This is a genomic window from Pedococcus sp. P1_H8 (assembly GCF_056405175.1).
Map to the genome: position 1 here is coordinate 30,032 of NZ_JBFUCP010000015.1, position 19,601 is coordinate 49,632.

Sequence of the window (19,601 nt, forward strand, 5' to 3'; positions counted from 1 at the left end):
GGTCACTCCTCCGAGCGGCCCGTGAGCAGGGCGCTGACCTGCATGGTGAGGAAGTGCGACCGCAGGAGCTGGTCGACTCCGTCGGTGTCGGCCAGCGTCGCCGGGTAGGCGGAGAGACCGACGGCGCGGAGCCGGGCATGGTGCTGCTCGAGTGTGGCGACGACCCCGGCGCCAGTCGTCGCACCCGTGCCGCGCTCGGCCGTGGCGACCACCCAACCGCGCAGATCGAGGAGCTCGGGGGGCAGCAGGCCGGCAGCAGCAGGGGGCGCTGAGGGGGCGTGAGCCCTGTCGGGTGACGCTGGCGGCCCCTTCGACGCCGGCCCCTTCGACGCCGGCCCCTTCGACGCCCGCGCGTCCGACGACGTGGACGTCTCGGTGAAGTACAGGGACTCGACCGGGTGCTCGGGTGCCAACCGGCGGGGGCGAACCAGGCTGAGCGGCTCGCCCACCAGGCCGTCGCGGGACAGACCCAGCCGGCAGACCACCAGCGCGTCGTCGAGGTCGGCCAGGGTGAGCGCCTCGAGCCGCCGGATGACCGGGGCCGTGTATGCCGTGTAGCCGGTCCTCACCGTCACCGTGTCGCCGGTGGAGTCGCGCAGCGTCCAGGTGAGCCGCTGGCTCACTGGGTCGAAGTCGGTCGCGTCGAACGCCGCGGGACGCAGGACGACCCAGTCCCGGAGCGGGTCAGGGGTGGACAGCAGGCCAGACCGCTCACGCAACGGCCTCTCCAGGGACTGCCACTGCGTGACCACGGGTAGTGATCCCACCAGGTCAGCCCCGTCGAGGGCGGTCACGACGGCCTGGGTCGACTCGACGCCGGACAACCGTCCAGAGGCGCTGAGCTGTGCGTTGGTCAGCGTCAGCCGCGCCCCGGCGGCCGCGGCGGGAGACACCAGCCCCTGCCACGGTCCGGAAGCAGAGTGGCGTGCCCGGGGGTCCCAACCGCGCAGGTTGTCGGGCCGTGCGTCGGTGAGTGAGACGAAGCGCTGCTCCTCCGGCCACCAGAACAGCGTCGTCAGCCCGTGGTAGCCCGAGCCGCTGCGCCAGGGGAGAGACCCGAGGCCCACGAGGTCGAGCCGTCGGACGGCGTCGTAGCGGTTGCGTGCAGTCCCCACGAGGTGCGCCGGCGCCGCACCCTGGTCGGCGGCGACGTCGAGCGCGTGCACCAGGGCGAAGGCCAGCGCCACCTCGTCGAGCAGCCTCTGCTCGTCGGCTTCGGCCGACCGGGCCAGGAGCAGCTCGACATGGTTGGCCAGGCGTCGCAGCAGGAGCGCGAGCCGTGGGTAGGACGCTCCCTGGGCCCAGACCGCCACGGTCTCGAACCGCTCGTGGACGCCTGGCGAGAGATGGGCCAGGCCGAGGCGCACGACATCGGCCAGGAGCCGTGACGTCGTGGCGCGCAGGCGAGCCCGGCTGTCGCCCAGCGAGTCGTCCGTGGTGTGGCGGCCCGGCAGGGGTGCCGGGGCCTGCGGCTCCACCCCATGGGCTCGTTGGTAGAGGAGCACGACGGCGACCTGGTACTTCTCCAGTGCCGGCAGCCGCGCGTCGGGCACCAGGCTGCTGACGCCCCCACCCATGTAGCGGAAGGTCACCCTCGGGCTGCTGAGGGCGACCAGGGTCCGCTGGCCGGTGGTGATGCGGACTTCGTCGACCAGGTCAGCGTCAGCGGCGTACTGGTGGGCCCACCGGTGGCCGGCCTTGCCGGCGTGCCCCACCAGCTCCGCCGTGGTGAGTGCCATCAGCTCGGCATGCAGGCTGTCCTCGTCGACCAAGGGTTGGGGTGCGTCCCCCGTGGAGGCGGCGTCGTGGTCGTCGCTGGACGGTCCGACCCCGGGGGACGCCGACGGTGTGCCGTGCTGAGCTTGCTGAGCCAGCCAGATGCCCGCCGCCAAGAGGTGCTGGCAGGCGACCGCACTGGGGCAGCTGCACCTGGCGTGCTGGGGGCCTGCGGCGTCGAAGGTGACGGTGTTGGCGCCCAGCCGCACGACCACGAGGTCACCGGTGTCGGTGAGGGTGGGCGCGGTCCCCTCGAGGTCCTTGCGGGCGCGCCGCACGAGGCCACGGTTGGCGAGGGCTGCCCAGGCGTCGTCGTCGTAGCGCGTCAGCTGCTCGAGCAAGCGGGCAAGGGCGCTCACGACGTCACCTCGACGAGCCAGGTAGCCAGCTGGGAGGGGGTGAGGGCGGCAACCTTCATGCCACAGTCCACGAGGCGCTGGGCCATCGCACGGTCGTAGAAGGGGCTGGCCTCACCGTCGAGCGCCGCCAGCCCGAGGAGGGTGACGCGCGCCTCGGCGAGACCCCGCACGGCGCGCACGAGCTCTCCGGGTGGGGCTCCCTCGCAGAAGTCGGTGACGAGCACGAGGACGGTTCGCTCGGGGTGTTCCACCAGCTGGGAGCAGTACCGCACGGCCTTGGCGATGTCGGTGCCCCCGCCGAGCTGCACGCGCATGAGCACCTCGACGGGATCGTCCGCCTGGCTGGTGAGGTCGACGACATTGGTGTCGAAGACGACCAGCCGCACCCGGAAGGCAGGCAGCCCGGTGAGGATGCCGGCCATGACGGCGCTGTGGATCACCGAGCCGACCATGCTCCCGCTCTGGTCGACGCAGACGATGACGTCCCACGGAAGGCGCCTGGTGTTGCGCTCGAAGAACAACAGCTCCTGCAGGACCAGCTGCTGACGCTGGGCGTCGTAGTGCTTGAGGTTGCGGCGGATCGTGCCGAGCGCGTCGAAGTTGGCCCCGACCGCCAGGGGCGAGTGCCGGTGCTGGTTGAGCCGTCCGGCCATCGCCCGTCGCAGGTCGAGCTCCAGCCTGGCCCGCAGCTCCTCCACGACCTGCCGGATGATCCGTCGAGCGATCTCGAGGACCTCGCCGTTCAGGTGTCCCTTGAGCGCGAGCAGGGTCTTGAGCAGGTGCTCACTGGGCTCGAGCCGCTCGAGGGTCTGTGGATCGGTCACGAGCTCGGTGAGGCCGTAGCGGTCGAGCGCGTGCTGCTCGAGCACCTCGGCGCTCTCGCGGGGGAACAGCTCACGCACCTCGCCCAGCCAGGTCACCAGGGTGGGGTGGGAGTCGTCGAGGGACCCCGCCCCGAGGTGATCGCCGTCCGGTCTGACACCCCGGCCCTCGTACTCCCGTCCGTACAGGTAGTCGAGGGCCGCCTCCATCCGGGCGTCCTCCGAACCGGGGGCGGCGTGACCGAGGCGCCGCCCGGCATACCGGCCGAGGACCAGGCGCCACCGCTCCACGCCGCTCACGCGCCACCCACCCAGGCCGCCAGGCCGTCGCGCTCCAGCAGGCCCACGGCCGCTGCCGACACGACGAGGTGGGTGCGGACCGTCTCGTCGTCGGTGTCGCGGGTGAGCAGGCTGCCGAGGTCAGCGAGCCCGTGGAGCTTTCCCACGAGAGTCGCGATGCGGTCGGTCTCGGCGGGCGTCATGCCCGCGAAGGCGAGCCGCAGCTCGGGCAGGTGGGCGATGAACGTGTCGGCATCCCATCCCGCGAGCTGCTCGTCGACCCTCTCGAGGAGGCCCAGCTCCTGCCAGGCCGACTCGCGGGCCGTGATGAGCAGGCCGCGCAGGAACCCCACCGCATCGGCGGCCGACGAGGTGCCGGCGAGGTGCCCGGCGACCGCCTGCGCCAGCCCGGCCGAGTCGAGTCGCCCCGCGGAGTAGCACAGGCCCGCGGCCGCACCGCGCACCAGCGGACGGTCGTGCCCGGCCCGGAGCCGCTCGACCATCTGCCAGTACAGGTCGGCGTCCAGGGACTCGCCTGCGACGCCGACGAGCAGCTCACGGAGTGACACCAGGGCCTGCGCGGCCGCGGCCGGCTCGCACTGGGCGCCGGTGAGCTCACGGCCCAGGTAGATGGCTCGTTCGTAGGTCGCGCGCAGCACGTCGGGCAGGCTGGTCAGGTGGCGCGCTTCCAGCGGCTCGCGCGACTCCGACAGCAGCGCCAGCTGCACGGTCGCGTGAACCAGCCCGTCGAAGGCCGCGTCGGTCGCGATGGCCTCCGCCACCAGGTGGAGGATGGCGGTGGCCTGACCATGGAGGCCGAGCACGCAGGCCTGGGCAAGGAGGCCCGTCGCCTGGCGGGCGTCTCGTCGCGCCCCCGAATCCCGTTGCGCCGCAAGGTGTTCCTCGAAACGGGCGACCACCGCCTCTGGCAGGGTGGGTCCGTAGGCAGAGGCCTCCACCAGCGACCCCTCCGTCGCAGGCGACCAGAGGTACTCCCACTTCTCCTGGAGCCGGTCGAGCCCCACCCCGGCAGCGAAGTCAGGTCCGGCCACGCGGTGCGCGAACGGCACTGCCAGCAGCGCCAGCCCGTGCAGCATCCGACTGGTGGTGCGGTGCTCGGGTCTGCGGTAGATGTCGAGGGCCGTGACCCGACGCTCGAGGCCGTCGAGGTCGAGCCGAGCCCGTCCGAGGCGTTCGAGCGTGTCACTGACGAGCGGTGGGGTCCCCGCGCCAGGAGGGACGGTGCCGACGGCCGAGCCGGTGAGGACGTGCCGAGCAGCCGCCCGGACCAGTGCTCCCTCGACGTCGACGTCGCCCTTCACGAAGCAGCTCGTGACGGCGTCGAGCAGGTCGCTGCGCAGCGGCGCGGGCCGGTCGCGGAGCTCCGCGAGCCGAAGGGTCTGCTCGTAGGCTGCCGCGACGGCCGGAGTGGGCACGGGCATGTGGTGGCGACGGCGGAGTTCGGCCGTGATGTCGAGCAGTGCCGTCAGGGCTGCGGTCGTGCGCGGCGCTCGCGTCCCGTCGGCCATCAGGCTCCACAGGTGCTGGTGCCACGCGGGGGACGTCATGCCCGACGCGTAGCCGTTCAGCCGTTCCAGCCGCTCGAAGGTGTAGCGGATGATCGCGGAGTCGGCCGTCACCCCGGTCATCGGCACCGACGGCCGCGCCGGGGGACCGGCGAGGAGTCCCGGCAGGGCAACGGCGTGGAACCCGCCCACCACGACGAGCACCGGACCCGCACCGGCATCTCGAGCGTCGAGGGCCTCCTTGATGTGCCAGGCCATCTCGGCCTCGCGCTCCGTGGTCCCGTCAGCCGTCAGCTCGCGCAGCGTGTGGTCCCGTCGGGCGAGCAGGCAGTATGCCGTGACGCGGGCGACGTGCTCGCCTCGCGACGTGGTCTCGGCGTCGGCTTCGAACAGGTGCTCCCAGAGGTCCTCGTGGTCTCGGCAGCCGAGCCGTTCGGCAAGCGCCTGGAGCCGGGCGCTGTGGCGGTAGTGCCGCTCGTCGAGCAGCGAGTCACCCCCGGGTGTCGGTGCCGTCGCGGTGGCGCGGTCAGACTCGAGGATGGCCTGCTCGGCGAAGTCGAGGTCGATGAACGACGTGGGGATGCCGCGAGCCGCGGCGTCGGCGATGGCGACGTACTCCGGGGAGTAGTCGCAGAACGGGTAGTAGGCGCTCCAGCGATGGGCTTCCCCGCCGGTCTTGCGCACGGCATACGTGTAGATCGCCAGCGGCATGACCGCCTGGGGGTGGGCGAGCAGCGGAATGAGGGGGGTCATCCCCCGGGGACCTTCGATGAGCACCGCCGACGGCGCCAGGTCGGCGATCGCTCGCCGGACCTGGAGGGCGCACGCGGGGCTGTGGTGGCGCACGGGCATCACGACCAGCTCGTCGGACACCAAGGACCCCGCGAGGTTGTCGACCTCCCCGCTCGTCACGAGCCCCGCGTCGACCACCGGGTCAGCACCCACCGTCAGCGGTCGAGCTCACGACGGGCATCGAGGACGCGCTTCCACTGCCGGTCGCGACGGGCGCGTTCCTTGACCACGACGTCGAAGTAGTGGCGCAGCTTCTTGCCGTCCTCGGGGTTGTCCTTGAGCACGGTGCCGATGAGCTGTCTAGCCACGTGCTCGCCGCCGACCTCGCCATCGCCGAAGTAGTGCGCGTCGAGCGCAGAGGCGTAGCCGACGGCGACGGCCTCCGCGGAGGACATGACCGCACTGGGCTTCTCGACCACCACGCCTTCGGCCGTGACTCCGTCGCGGAGGTCGTGGAACGCCGTCACGAGCAGCTCGACCACCTGGCCGTCGAGGCGAGTGCTCACACCGGCCACGCCGAGCAGGGCGTCGGTCTGCTCACGGACCAGTCGGGCTTCGAGTCGGCGGTCCGAGATCGGCTTGACCGTCTCGAAGTTGAACCGCCGCTTGAGGGCGCTCGACATCTCGTGGACACCGCGGTCCCGCAGGTTCGCCGTGGCCAGCAGGTTGAAGCCGCGCTGGGCGAACACCGTGGCGTCGTCGCCCTCGAGCTCGGGAACGTGCAGGACCTTGTCGGACATCAGGCCGATGAGGACGTCCTGGATCTCGGGCTGGACGCGGGTGACCTCCTCGAACCGGCAGATCCGCCCGCCTGCCATGGCCTCGTAGACCGGACCCTTGACGAGGGCCCTTTGAGTGGGTCCCTCGGCCAGCAGCAGGGCGTAGTTCCAGGAGTAGGTGATCTGGTCACTCGTGGTGCCCGAGGCGCCCTGCACCGTGCACGTCGAGTCGCCGGTGATGGCGGCGGCCAGCAGCTCGGACAGCATCGACTTGGCCGTGCCGGGTTCGCCCACGAGCAGGAGACCGCGGTTGCTCATCAGCGTCACGACACAGCGGTCGACCAAGGCGTCGTCGCCGTAGTACTTCTTCGTGACGCCAGCCTTGTCGTCACCGAGGATGAACGTCCGCACGGAGCGTGGCGAGAGGTTCCAGCCCTCGGGCCGCGGACCGCGGTCGCGCTCCGCGAGCCCGGCGAGCTCACCGGCATACACCTGCTCGGCCGGGGCCCGCAGGATGGTGGGTGAGGTGGTCACATGAGTACCTTCTTATCCCAGTCGGGGTCGGGTCCAGAGCCTTCGCCGGCGAGGACCCGCACGTCGTTGTAGGCCTCGGAGAGCAGCACCGCGGGGACCTCGCCGAGAGACATGGCGGAGGTGTGCCCGTTCTCGGAGTGGCGCTGGAAACCGAGTCCGGTCAGGGCGACCGTGCGGTTCTCCTCGGGGAGGCCGTTGCCGGAGAACTCGATCCGGGTGCTCATGCCGAGCGTCGGGAAGCGCTTCTCGTAGGAGTAGAACCAGCCGCCGTCCTCGGCGCTCCCCCGGGCGTAACCCAGTCGGGTGGCCCGCCCTCGCAGCTTGAACGCCTCGATGAGGCAGCCGCGGAAGTCGGTGATCTCCTTGTCCTTGCGCCGGGCATCCCCGATCGTGAACGTCCCCTTGCCGAACTGCTGGAAGAGGGGCGTGACCTCGTAGTCGGCGAGGTGCTCCTGCCAGGCGGCCACGACGTCGGCGGTGAGGTTGGTGTCGTGAGCCAGTCGCACGCGATCGCCCGAGGCGAGGGTGACCTCGTCGTCGGCGAGGTCGGTCAGGGTGAAGTCGTCCAGCGGTCGGAACAGCACGGCTTCGCCGGCCTCGTCGGTGGCCGCCCAGACGAGGCGCTGGACGAGCAGGTGCATGAGCGGGTGCCGGTTGAGATAGCGGTCCCAGTCCTCGAATGCCCAGTCACGGTCGGTGCACAGGGCCTCGTAGAGCCGCTCACTCTGCAGCTTGACGACCGCCTTGACCTCCTTGCGCCCCGTGGCCAGCGCCTTCTTGGACTCCTTGACCCGCTCCTCGTCATCGGTCTTGCGGGGGGTCGGGAGTGCGGCGACCTTGGTGCCCTCGGGGTTGCGCAGCTCGAGGGTCAGGTCGGGCAGGAGGGACGCGGTGAACACCCGCTCGCCGTAGCTCAGCTGCAGCACTCCCGACTCGTCGAGCCCCGCCGTGGGGATGGTGCGGTCGGCCAGCTCGTTCAATGTCCAGCCCTTGCGTTCGGCCATCGCCTCGGCCTGACGCGTGGCCTCGTCCTGGAAGGACTTGGTGCGGAACCGGGACCCGACCGACAGCATCAGCTGGGTGGCGCTCGGATGGTCGACCCAGGCCAGCATCCCGATCAACGCCTTGCCCTGGGCGGCGCGCATGCCGTACCACTCCTGGAGGTAGCGCGAGGCAGACGCCGCAGCCCCCTCGCCAGCGCAGGCGGCCGCGACGGCCAGCAGGCCCTTGGTGGTGGTCGCCGAACCCCGCGGTTGGCGCAGCTGGGCCGGCAGGTAGTGCGCTGCGATCTGCTCCACCGTCAGGCCCAGCAGCGGGTCGTCCTGGAAGTGGGCGGGGTTGTTCTGCATCCACCGGTGGGTCCACCCGGCCTGGGTGTGGGCGGCAGCCTCCGCGGTCTCTCGGTCCACGGGCGCCAGGTCCCTGGCGATCCAGGTGTCGAGGACGAACTGGCCGAGGCGCACGCGGTCGGTGGGCGCGAGCATCGAGCAGTACCGACGCAGGATCGCGTTGGGCTCTGGGGACTTCGCCTTCACCGCCTGCGCGAACAACGACTGCAGGGTGGTCAGGGCCACCTGTTCGCCGCTGTCGGCCCACCGCACCTGCGGCAGGGCGCCCCACGGGAACCAGTCGAGGTCCTTGGGCAGGCCCCTGGCGACCGCCTTCTCGGACTCGATCGCGAGGGTGTCGCGGTCGAGGTAGTTCTCCACCGGCTGGCCCAGCGCTTCCAGGGCGTCGAGGATGGCGCCCTTGGCGACGTCCTGCTTCTCCTTGGCGAGGGCCTGCTCGAGGGCGGGGACCGCGGTCGCGATGCCGACGCGGCCGATCCAGCGGGCCGCCTCGACCCGGACCTCAGCCTTCCCGTCGGCGAGGGCGGTGGTGACGCGCTGGTCGCGCTCGGGCAGTCGGGCGAGGGCCTCCTGCGCCAGCGATCGGTGCGCCTTGGGCCCGGTCAGGGCGACGGGGAAGAGCCGCTCCACGAGGGCGCGGGGCAGCGTGGACAGGGTCGCGATGGCCCGGTAGGTGGCGGCATCGTCGATGTACCAGTCGTTCTGGCGGCCGAGGGAGGCCGACAGCTCGTCGAGGTGGTCCGCAACGAACGGGGCCACTGCCTCCCGCGGCCAGTCGCGGCCGAGGACCTCGCCCCAGCTGGCGCAGTGGCGACGCAGGACGGCGCGGGCTCCGTCGAGACCCATGTCGTCGTAAAGGGCGGCCAGCTCGTTGAGAGTGGGAGTGCCGAGGGCGGCGTGGCGGGCGTTGAAGCACGCCGCGGACTGGGTGTCCATCGTCCCGTCGTGCTGGACGAGCAGCCCGAAGTGATGAAGCACGTGCGCCAGCACGGCAAGGGTGACGTCGGGGTGCCGGGCCAGCTCTGGCATGAACGCCGCACCGGTGTTGGAGCGGGGTCCGCCGCTGCCCTTGCCGTCCGTCCGCGGGGGTCGGCCCGACGCGATGCGTCCCAGGAGGTCGTCGACCTCGCCCCGCGCCAGGTGAGGGCGCGACTGCAGCCAGGTGGGTGCGGTCCCGTGGTGGGCCTTGAAGGCCTCGGCCTGGCGCACCATCTGGGCGTTGGACTTGTCGATCGCCTCGTTCGTCTGCCGTCGGAAGGTCTCGAACACGTCGCGGAGGGCGGGGGTGAGCGACACCGTCCAGTCGATCACCGGACGCGGCTCGGTGTCGGGCACGACCTCAGGAGCGTCGTCGGGGGCGGGCGCACTGGACCACTCCTCGACGAGGGCCAGGACGCTGGGCGCCCGGTCGGCGGCTGCGGTCGCCTCCGTCCATGCGCGGTCCTCGGCAGTGGTGGCGAGGCTGCGAAGCAGGCGCAGGGCATGCAGTCGCTGTTCCGGTCTGCCCGCGGTCGCCCGCTGCCGCAGTGGCCCGGTGAAGGCCGGACCGCCGCTCGCGACCATCGGGGTGGCGGCGTCGCGGACCCGGGCACTGGTCGCCGTGGCGAGGTCGGTGATCTCGTCGGCGAACAGTTCACGGGTCTGGGGCGAGAGGGCTGCGAGCAGCTCCACCACCATCAGGACGGTGGCAGCCTTGGCCCGCCCGATCGCCGCCCGGACCTCGTCGGCGTGCCGCTGCACAGCCTCGTCGTAGTCGGGCAGGACCATGAGCAGGGTGCGGACATCGCCGAGGCCGGACTGGTAGGTCGCCGGGCTGGGACCGAAGGCCCGCGCCAGGAGGGCCGAACGCGGGCTGCCGTCCGCCTCGAGCAGGTCCTCGAGGATCCCATGGGTCAGGGCCTCGCGGACGTGTCTGTCGGCCGCCACGCGGTTGGTCGTGGCCACCGCCCTCAGGAGCGCCTCGATCGTGCGACGACCGTTGATCTCCTCGAGCTGGACGTGCCACAGGTTGGCCACGACCGCGGTCTCGAGCACCCGTGCCCAGCGCAGCAGCACCTCCGTCGGCACCATCGGCAGGGCGGCATACAGCCTGCCGTTGGCCGTCTCCGACGCGATAGCCCCCCAAGGAACCCCACCGAGGACGTGGGGGGCGTCCTGACAGGTGGCCACCCTGCCGAGGCAGCTGGCCGGTTCGCCGGTGAGCACGTAGGAGCGGACCTCGGCGGGGAGGTCCTCGTGTCCCTTGGACAACCCCTTGAGCACCTCGTTCAGTGCAGCGCTCCAGGCCTTCGGGACGCCCGCCGCGACTCCCGACTCCTTCTTCCTGAACCACGCGGCCATCCGCGCCCCCTCCTCGACACGCGCCCCGTGCGCGGACGGCACGAAGATAGTCGACCGCACCGACCGAGGTGCCGTGTTCGCGATCAGGTCGGACGAAGGTGCTGCCTGCGCCCGTTCCGACGCTGCCGCGATGGTCAGTCGCGGGCGGCGTCTGCCATCCGCCGGGCGATCTGCTGCGCGGCAGCGCGCAGCTCGGGACCATTCACGATGCGGAAGGGAGCGGGCAGCACAGCCAGCTGCTCGGCATACCAGGTGGGGTTGCTCGTGCTCCCCACCAGCCGGGTGCCGCCCTCGGAGGTCTCCTCGAGCCGGCCGAGCCCGCGGGGGAGGATGTGGCTCACGGTCTCGAGCGGCGCCTCCACGACGACGTCGGTGGCGTACTCCCAGCCGGCCGACAGGTGGGCCTCGAGCTCGGCGACCGGGTCGAGGTCCGGCGGTGGCACGAACCTCTCCACGAGGGTGGCGACGGCCGTGACCCGGTCGATCCGGAAGGCCCGCAGGGCCGTCGCCGCGTGGCTCCAGCAGAGCAGGTACCAGCGGCCGTGGCGGACCACCACTGCCCACGGGTCGACGTCCTGTGACCACTCGCGCCCCGCCTCGGTCCGGTAGCCGATCCGCACCCGCACCCGGTCGATGCTGGCCTGCACGAGGGCGGTGGTCGTCTGGGGGTTCGGCCGGGCGGCGGAGCGGTCCGGGGCGGGCGCCGTCGCGCGGCGGACCGCCTCCGCCTGGGCGGCGACGGGTTCCGGGAGGGCCCTGATGATCTTGCCGAGCGCACTCCCCGCGGGATCGGAGGGGTCCGCGGCCTGGTGGTGGCCGTCCAGCACCGCCATGACCAGGGCCAGCGCCTCACTCGCCTCGAACATCAGCGGGGGCAGCCGCAGTCCGCGGCCAACGCGATAGCCCCCATAGGGGCCGCGTTCGGACTCCAGGGGTATGCCGGCCTCCCGCAGGATCGCGACGTAGCGGCGAGCCGCGCGTTCGGTCACTCCCAGACGCTCCGCGAGGCGCCCGGCGGTGATGCCGGGACTGCCCTGGACGAGCTCGAGGGTGAGCAGGGCCCGGGCGGTCGGGCTGGTGTCGGACGGCGACATGAGGACAGGGTAGGGCTGGATGCGGTAGCCGAATGTCCGGAACCAGTCCTACCGTGCAGGCATGGGAACGACAGCCCCCGCGACCGACACCCCTTGGGAGCCGCCGCTGGCCGGCACCGAGACCGATGCGCTGCTGGGTGCCCTCGACCGGCTCCGCGCGACGTTCCGCTTCAAGGTGGACGGGCTCGACTCCGCAGGCCTGGGCGGACGCATCGGCGCCTCGACGCTCACTCTCGGCGGGCTGCTCAAGCATCTCGCCTCCAACGAGGACTACAAGTTCACGGTGCAGCTGACCGGCGCTCCGATGGACCCTGCGTGGGACGACAACGGCTGGGACGGCAGCGACGACTGGGAGTTCGAGTCGGCGGCCAGCGACTCACCTGAGGTCCTCTACGCGCTCTACGACGGTGCGGTCGCGCGGGCCAGGTCGAGGGTGGCCGGGGCCTTGGCCGACGGTGGGGTGGGCCGGTTGGTCGAGGCACACGACGACGAGGGGAACCACGCCAACCTGCGTCGCCTGCTGTTCGACATGGTCGAGGAGTACGGCCGCCACACCGGTCACGCAGACCTGCTGCGCGAGGCCGTCGACGGCCGGGTGGGCGAGGATCCACCGCCCGGCTGGCAGCCGGTGTCGGGTGCCTGGACCTGGCCGACGCGATGACCGACCACGACGAGAAGCCCGGGTTCGACAGCTCCCACCGGGGGGCGACGTTCCGGAGGTTCGACTTCAGCGAGGCAGTCTTCGACGACACCTACCTGACCAACGCGCGGTTCAAGAACGTCGCCCTGAAGGGCGCGAGGATCAGGGGGTCGCAGCTCGTCGACGTGGAGATCAGCGGGGAGGTGGAGCGGCTCACGGTCAATGGCGTCGACGTCACCGGGTTCGTCGAGGCCGAGCTCGACCGCCTGGAGCCCGACCGCGCGAAGATGCGGCCGCACACGCCCGCGGAGTTCCGCGAGGCGTGGGACATCATCGAACGCCGGTGGGCCGAGACGGTCGAGCGGGCTCGCCGACTCGACCCCGGGCTGCTGCACGAGCGGGTCGACGAGGAGTGGTCCTTCATCGAGACGCTGCGCCACCTCGTGTTCGCCACGGACGCCTGGATCCGCCGCGCCCTGCTCGGCGACCCGTCGCCGTGGAGTCCGCTGGACCTGCCCCACGACGACATGGGCGACATCCCCGCGGTGCCTCGTGACCAGTCGGCGCGACCGTCGCTCGACGAGGTGCTGGAGCTGCGGCGCGACCGGATGGCCAGCATGCGCACCGTGGTGGACGGGCTCACGGACGAGAAGCTCGCGGCTCGGACCACTCCGGTCACCGAGCCGGGCTATCCCGAGCCGGCGGACTTCCCGGTGTCCGACGTGGTGGGCTGCATCGTCAACGAGGAGTGGTACCACCACCAGTACGCCATCCGTGACCTCACCGTCCTCGAGCAGCGGACCGGCTGACCCCGCAACCTGAGCGCCCCCTGGGGTGCTCAGGTTGCGGGGATCTCGGCCTTCCACTCCTCGGGGTCGACCTTGAGCGCCGCGGCGATGTCGGCGTCACTCATGTCGAGGCCGGAGGTGTCGAGCGACTCGGGGGTCGGCACGTGGCCGATGGGGGTCTCGACGGCGGCAGCCTTGCCCTCGATGCGCTCGATCGCCCACTTGAGGACGCGGCTGTTCTCGCCGAAGCCCGGCCACAGGAAGCCGCCGTCCTCGTCACGGCGGAACCAGTTGACGTAGAAGATCTTCGGCAGCTTGGAGGCGTCGGCGTCCTTGCCCAGGTTGACCCAGTGCTGGAAGTAGTCACCCGCGTTGTAGCCGATGAACGGCAGCATCGCCATCGGGTCGCGGCGGACGACGCCCACCGCACCGGTCGCGGCAGCGGTCGTCTCGGACGAGAGCGTGGCGCCCATGAACGTGCCGTGGATCCAGTCCCGCGACTCGGTCACCAGCGGCACGGTCGTCTTGCGGCGGCCACCGAAGAAGATCGCCGAGATCGGCACGCCCTTGGGGTCGTAGTACTCGTCGGCGAGGATGTCGCACTGCTCGATGGGCGTGCAGTAGCGGCTGTTGGCGTGGCTGGACAACTCGTCGGAGTCGGGGGTCCAGTCCTGGCCCTTCCAGCTGGTGGCGTGGGCCGGGGTGTTCTCCAGGCCCTCCCACCAGATGTCCTGGTCGTCGGTGAGCGCCACGTTGGTGAAGACCGAGTTGCCCTTGTTGATGGTCTTCATCGCGTTGGGGTTGGTGTGCTCGTTGGTGCCGGGGGCGACTCCGAAGAACCCGAACTCGGGGTTCACGGCATACAGCCGGCCGTCCTCGCCGAAGCGCATCCAGGCGATGTCGTCGCCGAGGGTCTCGACCTTCCAGCCCGGGATGGTCGGCGCGAGCATGGCGAGGTTGGTCTTGCCACAGGCGCTCGGGAAGGCCGCGGCGATGTAGTAGACCTGCTGCTCGGGCGAGATGAGCTTGAGGATGAGCATGTGCTCGGCCAGCCAGCCCTCGTCGCGCGCCATGACGCTGGCGATGCGCAGCGAGTAGCACTTCTTGCCCAGGAGCGCGTTGCCGCCGTAGCCGGAACCGAAGCTCCAGATCATCCGCTCCTCGGGGAACTGGACGATGTACTTCTCGGGGTTGCAGGGCCACTTGACGTCCTGCTGGCCGGGCTCGAGCGGGGCGCCGACGGAGTGCAGGGCAGGGACGTACTTGGCGTTCTCGCCGAGCTCCTCGATGCGGCGCAGCACGTTGACGCCGGTGCGGGCCATCACGCGCATGGAGACCACGACGTACTCGGAGTCGGTGATCTCGACCCCGAACATCGGGTTCTGCGCCTCGACGTGGCCCATCACGAACGGGATGACGTACATCGTGCGGCCCTTCATGCAGCCGGCGTAGAGCCCGCGCATGAGGTCCTTCATCTCGTTCGGGTCCATCCAGTTGTTGGTGGGCCCGGAGTCCTTCTCGTCCACGGAGCAGATGTAGGTGCGGTCCTCGACCCGGGCGACGTCGGTCGGGTCGGAGGCTGCGTAGAAGCTGTTGGCCTTCTTCTCCTCGTTGAGGCGCACGAAGGTGCCGGCCTCGACGAGCTTCTCGGTCAGTCGGGTCCACTCGGCGTCGGAGCCGGTGACCCACTCGATGTGGTCAGGGGTGGTCAGCGCGGCCACCTCGTCGACCCATGCCTGCAGGCGGGCGTGCGTGGTGCCGCCTGCGCGCTGGTCAGTCTGCGTCGCCTCGGTCGTCATGTGATCGGCCATCCCTTTCGCCCGGGTGTGTGCCACCCGGATCAATGAGGTGATGCGTCCACCGACCCGGGTCCGACGACGCCGTGTCCACATGGTGAACGCTTCTGATCTGGTCACCGTACGCCCGGCTACGCGCCAGTAGATACCGCGAGGGTCGTAGATCGCTCGTGAAAAGCCTCACAACCGACGGGTAGGTCCTCGCCGCTTGCGGACTTCTTGCAAGCGTTGCAAGAAACCCTCGAAATCCGTTGCGTTTCTTGCCTTTCGAGATGGCAGCTCACGGCGGTGTCGGCCGCCGTCGACCCTGCCCAAGGCGCCGTCCCGGCCCCCCTTTCGACCAGGACGCGTCGGTATGCCGCGTGCGCGCCCGGGGCTGGCGGCATACCGATTTCGTGGGCACGGGGTCGAGCCGGTAGTCTTTCCCGTCGTTGCTCTGGGCGATCCCACAAGGAATCTCAGGGCGACATTCGCGCCCGTAGCTCAACGGATAGAGCATCTGACTACGGATCAGAAGGTTAGGGGTTCGAATCCCTTCGGGCGCACTCTGTGTTGAGACAGAAACCAGCAGGTCACAGCCCCGCGCCGCTTTACACGGCCGGGGCTGCCTGCGTCCCCCGGGAGCCGACTTGTTGGGCCCATTCTTGGGCCCACGGTGTGGGGGGTCGCCGGTAGTCGTTTCCTGTCGTATGGCTAACCACCTGACCCCTCGACGGTGGGACGACATGACGCGACTCCCCGTGACTGCGCTGACATCCTGACGACCATGACCCGAAAGACTCGTCAGCAAGCGCGGGGGTAGATGGTTGCTCAAGCGGGGGCGAGGACCAGAAACCGCTCGGTGCGGTCGCGCCCCCTAGGGTCCTGTTCGGACCGTCGACCTTCCGCTTTCAGATATACGCATATGCGCAGGTCAGAGAGTACTTTTCGCCGGCCGTGCGACATCTCGTGCGCATCTTCAAGACCAGACCCCGTCAGGGCAGCGCTCGCCCTGCCCTGTTCTTGATCATCTCGATTGGTTGGATCACCTCGACGGTGTTCCTTACGATTGCAGCCGTGGATACTCCCGTCGGGAAACGACGCGATGAAGTCTTGAGAGCAACTGCCCCAAGCGCCAAGCTTCTCTCATTTGTGGGGACGGTTGCCCAGGCGTGACACACACCAGCGAATTCGGAAGGATGCCCAGCGGTCGACCAGTGCGCAGTCTGGTGCTGGGCGATAGGACAGGGATTGAGCTACATGTGCTCGACCTCGGCGCGACCGTCCACCGTCTGATCGTCACCTGCGGTGACGGGGTGCGGCGTGACGTCGCTCTAGGACATCCGACCGTCGCCGACTATCTGGCCTCGGACGCTTATGTCGGTGCCACGGTCGGCAGGTACGCGAACCGGATCCGCGGAGGTCGGTTTGAGCTGGATGGGCACTGGGTGGACGTCGACCGGAACCGCGACGGCAACTCGTTGCACGGTGGCCACGACGGATTCGACCGCCGAATCTGGGATGTCGTGGAACAGTCGTCGTCCATGCTCGTCCTCAACCTAGTCAGCCCTGCCGGTGACCAGGGCTTCCCCGGCGAGCTTGTCGTGCGAGCGACATTTGCGGTCACGACAGACGCGGTCAATCTCCACATGACTGCGACCACGCGCGCCCCGACCGTTGTCAACCTGACCCAGCACGCATACGTGAACCTGAATGGTGAGGCCGCGGGAACGGTCGACGACCACGAACTCTGGGTTGCTGCCAACCTGTTTACTCCAATCGACCCGACGGGGATCCCGGTTGGAGCTCCGCGGCGCGTCGACGGCACACCGTTTGACCTTCGTGAACCGCGCCGGATCGGAGACGTGATCCGAGAAGGGCACGAACAGATAGCTCTCGCACGAGGCCTCGACCATAACTTTGTGCTCAACGGCCAAGGAAGGCGCGAGGTGGCGCGACTAAGTTCAGCACGCACTCGAACGGCTCTAACCCTGTCCACCGACCAGCCCGGGCTACAGGTCTACACCGGCAACTCCCTAGACGGCAGCCTGCCGTCGTTGCACGGAGGCTGGTACCGGCAGAACGCGGGAATCGCCCTCGAACCACAACTCTTCCCCGACACCCCGAACCGCCCTGACTTCGGCAGCGCGGTCCTCCGGCCAGGGGAGCGGTACGACTGGAATTGCTCCTGGCGATTCGACGAGCTTCCCTGAGCCAGTCCAACGCCGTGCTTCGGACATCTGCCACCCTGCGGTGACACGGCCGCCGCCGTCAGCTACGGGCCCGCGACGTCCCCAGCAGCCAGTCGTGGGTTGCTCATCAGCATGGACGCCGGCCCCGTCGACTCCCGCTCCACCAGCGTTGTCGCCAGTTCGATGTGCGGCGTGATCTTCGGATCCCCGCGAACGACTGACATGGTAGAACGCATCGCCATCCGCCCCATGTCGAACAATGGCTGGCGCACCGTGGTGAGTTGCGGAGTCGCTCCGACCGCGGCGTGACTGTCGTCAAACCCAATCACGGACAAGTCCTCTGGGACGCGCAGCCCGACCTCGTGGGCGGCCTGAAGCACGCCGAGGGCGACCGCGTCGTTGGCCGCAAAGATGGCGGTCGGACGACCGCCATCGCGGAGGATGTCGCGGCATGCCATGCCGTCCTCGGTCCTGAAGTGACCCAGGACCAAGTGTTTGGGGTCTACGACGAGTCCAGCTGACTCCATGGCCGAGCGGTATCCAGCCAGGCGTTCCCGTCCTGCGGTTGATGAAGGGAGCGCTCCGACGAATGCAATCCTGCGGTGACCAAGACCGATGAGGTGCTCGGTCGCCTGTACTCCGCCTCGCCAGTTCGTCGCGCCAACGCTCAGCACCTCTTGAGGCGCTTGGCTCGCGGGATCCACAATCATGAGCGGGACGCCGCCCACCGCGCACGCCCGGACATGGTCGGCGCCTACCGGCGTCGTGATGAGGACGAAAGCATTCGCGCCCTTGGCTATCCCTTGACGAATCCAAGCCGCGGAGCCGGGGGGTGGGTCTTGGCTTTCTGCCTGCCGCCACTGCGCAACAACTACCACTGCGTCATGGACGCGGGACTCGGTAAGCAGGCCGTCCAGCACATGACCCGCGTAGTGGCTGGCCAGCATGTCGAAGACCACCCAGACCTGGGTTTGCCTGGCGTCGGCCACCCGACGAGGCGACACGTAGCCGAGTTCCTCCGCCACGGCGGTCACCCGGGTTCGAGTCGCGGCGGAGACGTCGGCACGCCCGTTGAAGACCTTTGACGCAGTTGCCTTGGAGACGCCGGCCTGAGCAGCCACATCCTCGAGCGTCGCTTCCGTCTTGGTCACAGCATGAGGCTAGGCGATTCGAAATGTTTCGTCCACTTTGCCGTTCACGCCTCGAAATTTTCCGGCACTAGGGGTTGCCAGGCGGCCTCGCACGGACCTATCGTGCGGACACATCGAAACAATATCGAAATGTTTCGGACAAGATAGGGAGTGCAATGAAGCTCACCCGACGCACCGTCGTCCTCACCGCGGTCTCGGCGGCGACCGCCCTCATCCTCGCCGCTTGCGGGGGCGGCAGCCAGCCTGGCGGAGGCTCTGCACCAGCAGGCGGTTTCTCTGTCTGGACCCTCACGGGAGGCTCGGAGTCCGCTTTCCGTTCTTCCTTCGAGCAGTGGAACAAGGCCAACCCCAAGCAGCAGGTCAACGCGGAGTACTTCGCCAACGACGCATACAAGGAGAAGGTCCGGACTGCTGTCGGCTCGGGCAACGCCCCCACCCTCATCTACAGCTGGAGCGGCGGAGCCCTCAACGACTACGTGAAGTCGAACAAGGTCCTGGACCTCACCTCCAGCACCGCGCAGCTGCAGCAGAGGCTCATTCCGTCGATCCTGGACACCGGCAAGGTGGGCGACAAGCTCTACGCCGTTCCTAACAACAACACGCAGCCGGTCGTCCTCTACTTCAACAAGGACGTGCTGGCCAAGGCCGGCATCCCTGCGCCGCCGCAGACGTTCGACGAACTGCTCAGTGACGTCGCCAAGCTCAAGGCTGCAGGTGTCTCGACCCCCATCGCCCTCGCTGGCCAGAGCCAGTGGCCGGAGCTGATGTGGATCGAGTACCTCGCCGACCGCGTCGGCGGACCGCAGACCTTCCAAGACGTGATCGACGGCAAGCCCAACGCCTGGTCCAGCCCGGCGATGCTCCAGGCGCTCGACATGATCCAGCAGCTCGTCAGGGCCGGAGCGTTCGGCTCAAAGTTCGGCTCCGTCGTGGCAGACGCCAACGCCGACGCCGCGCTCCTCCACACCGGCAAAGCGGGCATGCTGCTCCAAGGCGCATGGGTCTACTCCACCTTCCTGACCGACGCGCCCAAGTTCGTCGCCGCCGGAAAGCTCGGCTGGGGCACCTTCCCGGCGGTCGCCGGCGGTCAGGGCGACCCCAAGAACATCGTCGGCAACCCCGCCAACTTCTGGTCCATCTCGGCCGCTGCTACCAAGACCCAGCAGGAAGCGGCGCTGAAGTACCTCAACGACGCGATGTTCGACGACTCGTACGTCGACGAGCTCATCAAGGGTGGCAACGTCCCAGTGACGACGAACGCCAAGGACAAGCTGGCCAAGTCGGACCAAGCGCCGTTCCTCACGTCGGTCTACGACATGGTCCAGCAGGCCCCCCACTTCCAGCTCTCCTGGGACCAGGCGCTCAGCTCCGGCCAGGCGCAGGCACTCCTCAGCAGTCTCAGCCAGGTCTTCCTGGGCCAGCTGAGCCCCGAGAAGTTCGCCGCTGCCATGAATTCGGCGAAGTGA

Annotated in this window: 12 protein-coding genes and 1 tRNA gene; 5 read left to right on the forward strand and 8 right to left on the reverse strand. The window is 69.5% G+C overall.

Features of this window, described 5'->3' with window-relative positions; translation table 11 throughout:
- Window positions 1-2 precede the first annotated feature (2 nt).
- From AC1DYG_RS17710 to AC1DYG_RS17735, 6 genes are all read right to left on the reverse strand, one after another.
- Complete coding sequence (locus AC1DYG_RS17710) at window positions 3-2,135, reverse strand: hypothetical protein (RefSeq protein WP_477641184.1); 2,133 nt, start codon at window positions 2,133-2,135, stop codon at window positions 3-5.
- On the reverse strand, window positions 2,132-3,256 hold the full coding sequence (locus AC1DYG_RS17715; protein ID WP_477641185.1) for a VWA domain-containing protein: 1,125 nt from the start codon (window positions 3,254-3,256) through the stop codon (window positions 2,132-2,134). The genes AC1DYG_RS17710 and AC1DYG_RS17715 overlap by 4 nt, the downstream gene beginning before the upstream one ends.
- Complete coding sequence (locus AC1DYG_RS17720) at window positions 3,253-5,706, reverse strand: DUF5682 family protein (RefSeq protein ID WP_477641186.1); 2,454 nt, start codon at window positions 5,704-5,706, stop codon at window positions 3,253-3,255. The genes AC1DYG_RS17715 and AC1DYG_RS17720 overlap by 4 nt, the downstream gene beginning before the upstream one ends.
- 2 nt (window positions 5,707-5,708) lie before the next feature.
- Window positions 5,709-6,806: an ATP-binding protein gene (locus AC1DYG_RS17725; RefSeq protein WP_477641187.1), complete on the reverse strand. Its 1,098-nt coding sequence runs from the start codon at window positions 6,804-6,806 to the stop codon at window positions 5,709-5,711.
- Window positions 6,803-10,495: a DUF4132 domain-containing protein gene (locus tag AC1DYG_RS17730; RefSeq protein WP_477641188.1), complete on the reverse strand. Its 3,693-nt coding sequence runs from the start codon at window positions 10,493-10,495 to the stop codon at window positions 6,803-6,805. Before AC1DYG_RS17730 ends, AC1DYG_RS17725 begins: the two co-directional genes overlap by 4 nt.
- Before the next feature lie 134 nt (window positions 10,496-10,629).
- The gene (locus tag AC1DYG_RS17735) at window positions 10,630-11,589 is read right to left on the reverse strand and encodes a helix-turn-helix transcriptional regulator (protein WP_477641189.1); all 960 of its coding nucleotides are present in this window, start codon (window positions 11,587-11,589) and stop codon (window positions 10,630-10,632) included.
- A 61-nt stretch (window positions 11,590-11,650) separates the two neighbouring features.
- Here AC1DYG_RS17735 and AC1DYG_RS17740 point away from each other — a divergent pair, with 61 nt between their 5' ends.
- Window positions 11,651-12,250 carry a mycothiol transferase gene (locus AC1DYG_RS17740; RefSeq protein ID WP_477641190.1) on the forward strand — a complete coding sequence of 200 codons (600 nt, stop codon included), beginning with the start codon at window positions 11,651-11,653 and terminating at the stop codon, window positions 12,248-12,250.
- A complete protein-coding gene (locus AC1DYG_RS17745; protein ID WP_477641191.1) occupies window positions 12,247-13,038 on the forward strand; it encodes a DinB family protein in 792 nt (263 codons plus the stop codon). Before AC1DYG_RS17740 ends, AC1DYG_RS17745 begins: the two co-directional genes overlap by 4 nt.
- A 29-nt stretch (window positions 13,039-13,067) precedes the next feature.
- Here AC1DYG_RS17745 and AC1DYG_RS17750 read toward each other — a convergent pair whose 3' ends face one another.
- A complete protein-coding gene (locus AC1DYG_RS17750) occupies window positions 13,068-14,816 on the reverse strand; it encodes a phosphoenolpyruvate carboxykinase (GTP) (protein WP_477641192.1) in 1,749 nt (582 codons plus the stop codon).
- Between the two features lie 469 nt (window positions 14,817-15,285).
- On the opposite strand from AC1DYG_RS17750, the gene AC1DYG_RS17755 reads away from it, so the two are divergent.
- Window positions 15,286-15,358: transfer RNA gene (locus AC1DYG_RS17755), tRNA-Arg, on the forward strand.
- A gap of 633 nt (window positions 15,359-15,991) precedes the next feature.
- Window positions 15,992-17,005 carry an aldose epimerase family protein gene (locus AC1DYG_RS17760; protein ID WP_477641238.1) on the forward strand — a complete coding sequence of 338 codons (1,014 nt, stop codon included), beginning with the start codon at window positions 15,992-15,994 and terminating at the stop codon, window positions 17,003-17,005.
- A gap of 62 nt (window positions 17,006-17,067) precedes the next feature.
- On the opposite strand, the gene AC1DYG_RS17765 is transcribed toward AC1DYG_RS17760, so the two are convergent.
- Entirely contained in the window at window positions 17,068-18,135 is a 1,068-nt protein-coding gene (locus tag AC1DYG_RS17765) for a LacI family DNA-binding transcriptional regulator (protein WP_477641193.1), read from the reverse strand.
- Window positions 18,136-18,290: 155 nt separating this feature from the next.
- On the opposite strand from AC1DYG_RS17765, the gene AC1DYG_RS17770 reads away from it, so the two are divergent.
- The gene (locus tag AC1DYG_RS17770) at window positions 18,291-19,601 is read left to right on the forward strand and encodes an extracellular solute-binding protein (RefSeq protein ID WP_477641194.1); all 1,311 of its coding nucleotides are present in this window, start codon (window positions 18,291-18,293) and stop codon (window positions 19,599-19,601) included.

Bases quoted from the DNA above. Each gene is read 5' to 3' on its own strand.
- AC1DYG_RS17730 (WP_477641188.1), bottom strand. From the start codon at position 10,495: ATGGCCGCGTGGTTCAGGAAGAAGGAGTCGGGAGTCGCGGCGGGCGTC.
- AC1DYG_RS17735 (WP_477641189.1), bottom strand. From the start codon at position 11,589: ATGTCGCCGTCCGACACCAGCCCGACCGCCCGGGCCCTGCTCACCCTC.
- AC1DYG_RS17740 (WP_477641190.1), top strand. From the start codon at position 11,651: ATGGGAACGACAGCCCCCGCGACCGACACCCCTTGGGAGCCGCCGCTG.
- AC1DYG_RS17745 (WP_477641191.1), top strand. From the start codon at position 12,247: ATGACCGACCACGACGAGAAGCCCGGGTTCGACAGCTCCCACCGGGGG.
- AC1DYG_RS17750 (WP_477641192.1), bottom strand. From the start codon at position 14,816: ATGACGACCGAGGCGACGCAGACTGACCAGCGCGCAGGCGGCACCACG.
- AC1DYG_RS17760 (WP_477641238.1), top strand. From the start codon at position 15,992: ATGCCCAGCGGTCGACCAGTGCGCAGTCTGGTGCTGGGCGATAGGACA.
- AC1DYG_RS17770 (WP_477641194.1), top strand. From the start codon at position 18,291: ATGAAGCTCACCCGACGCACCGTCGTCCTCACCGCGGTCTCGGCGGCG.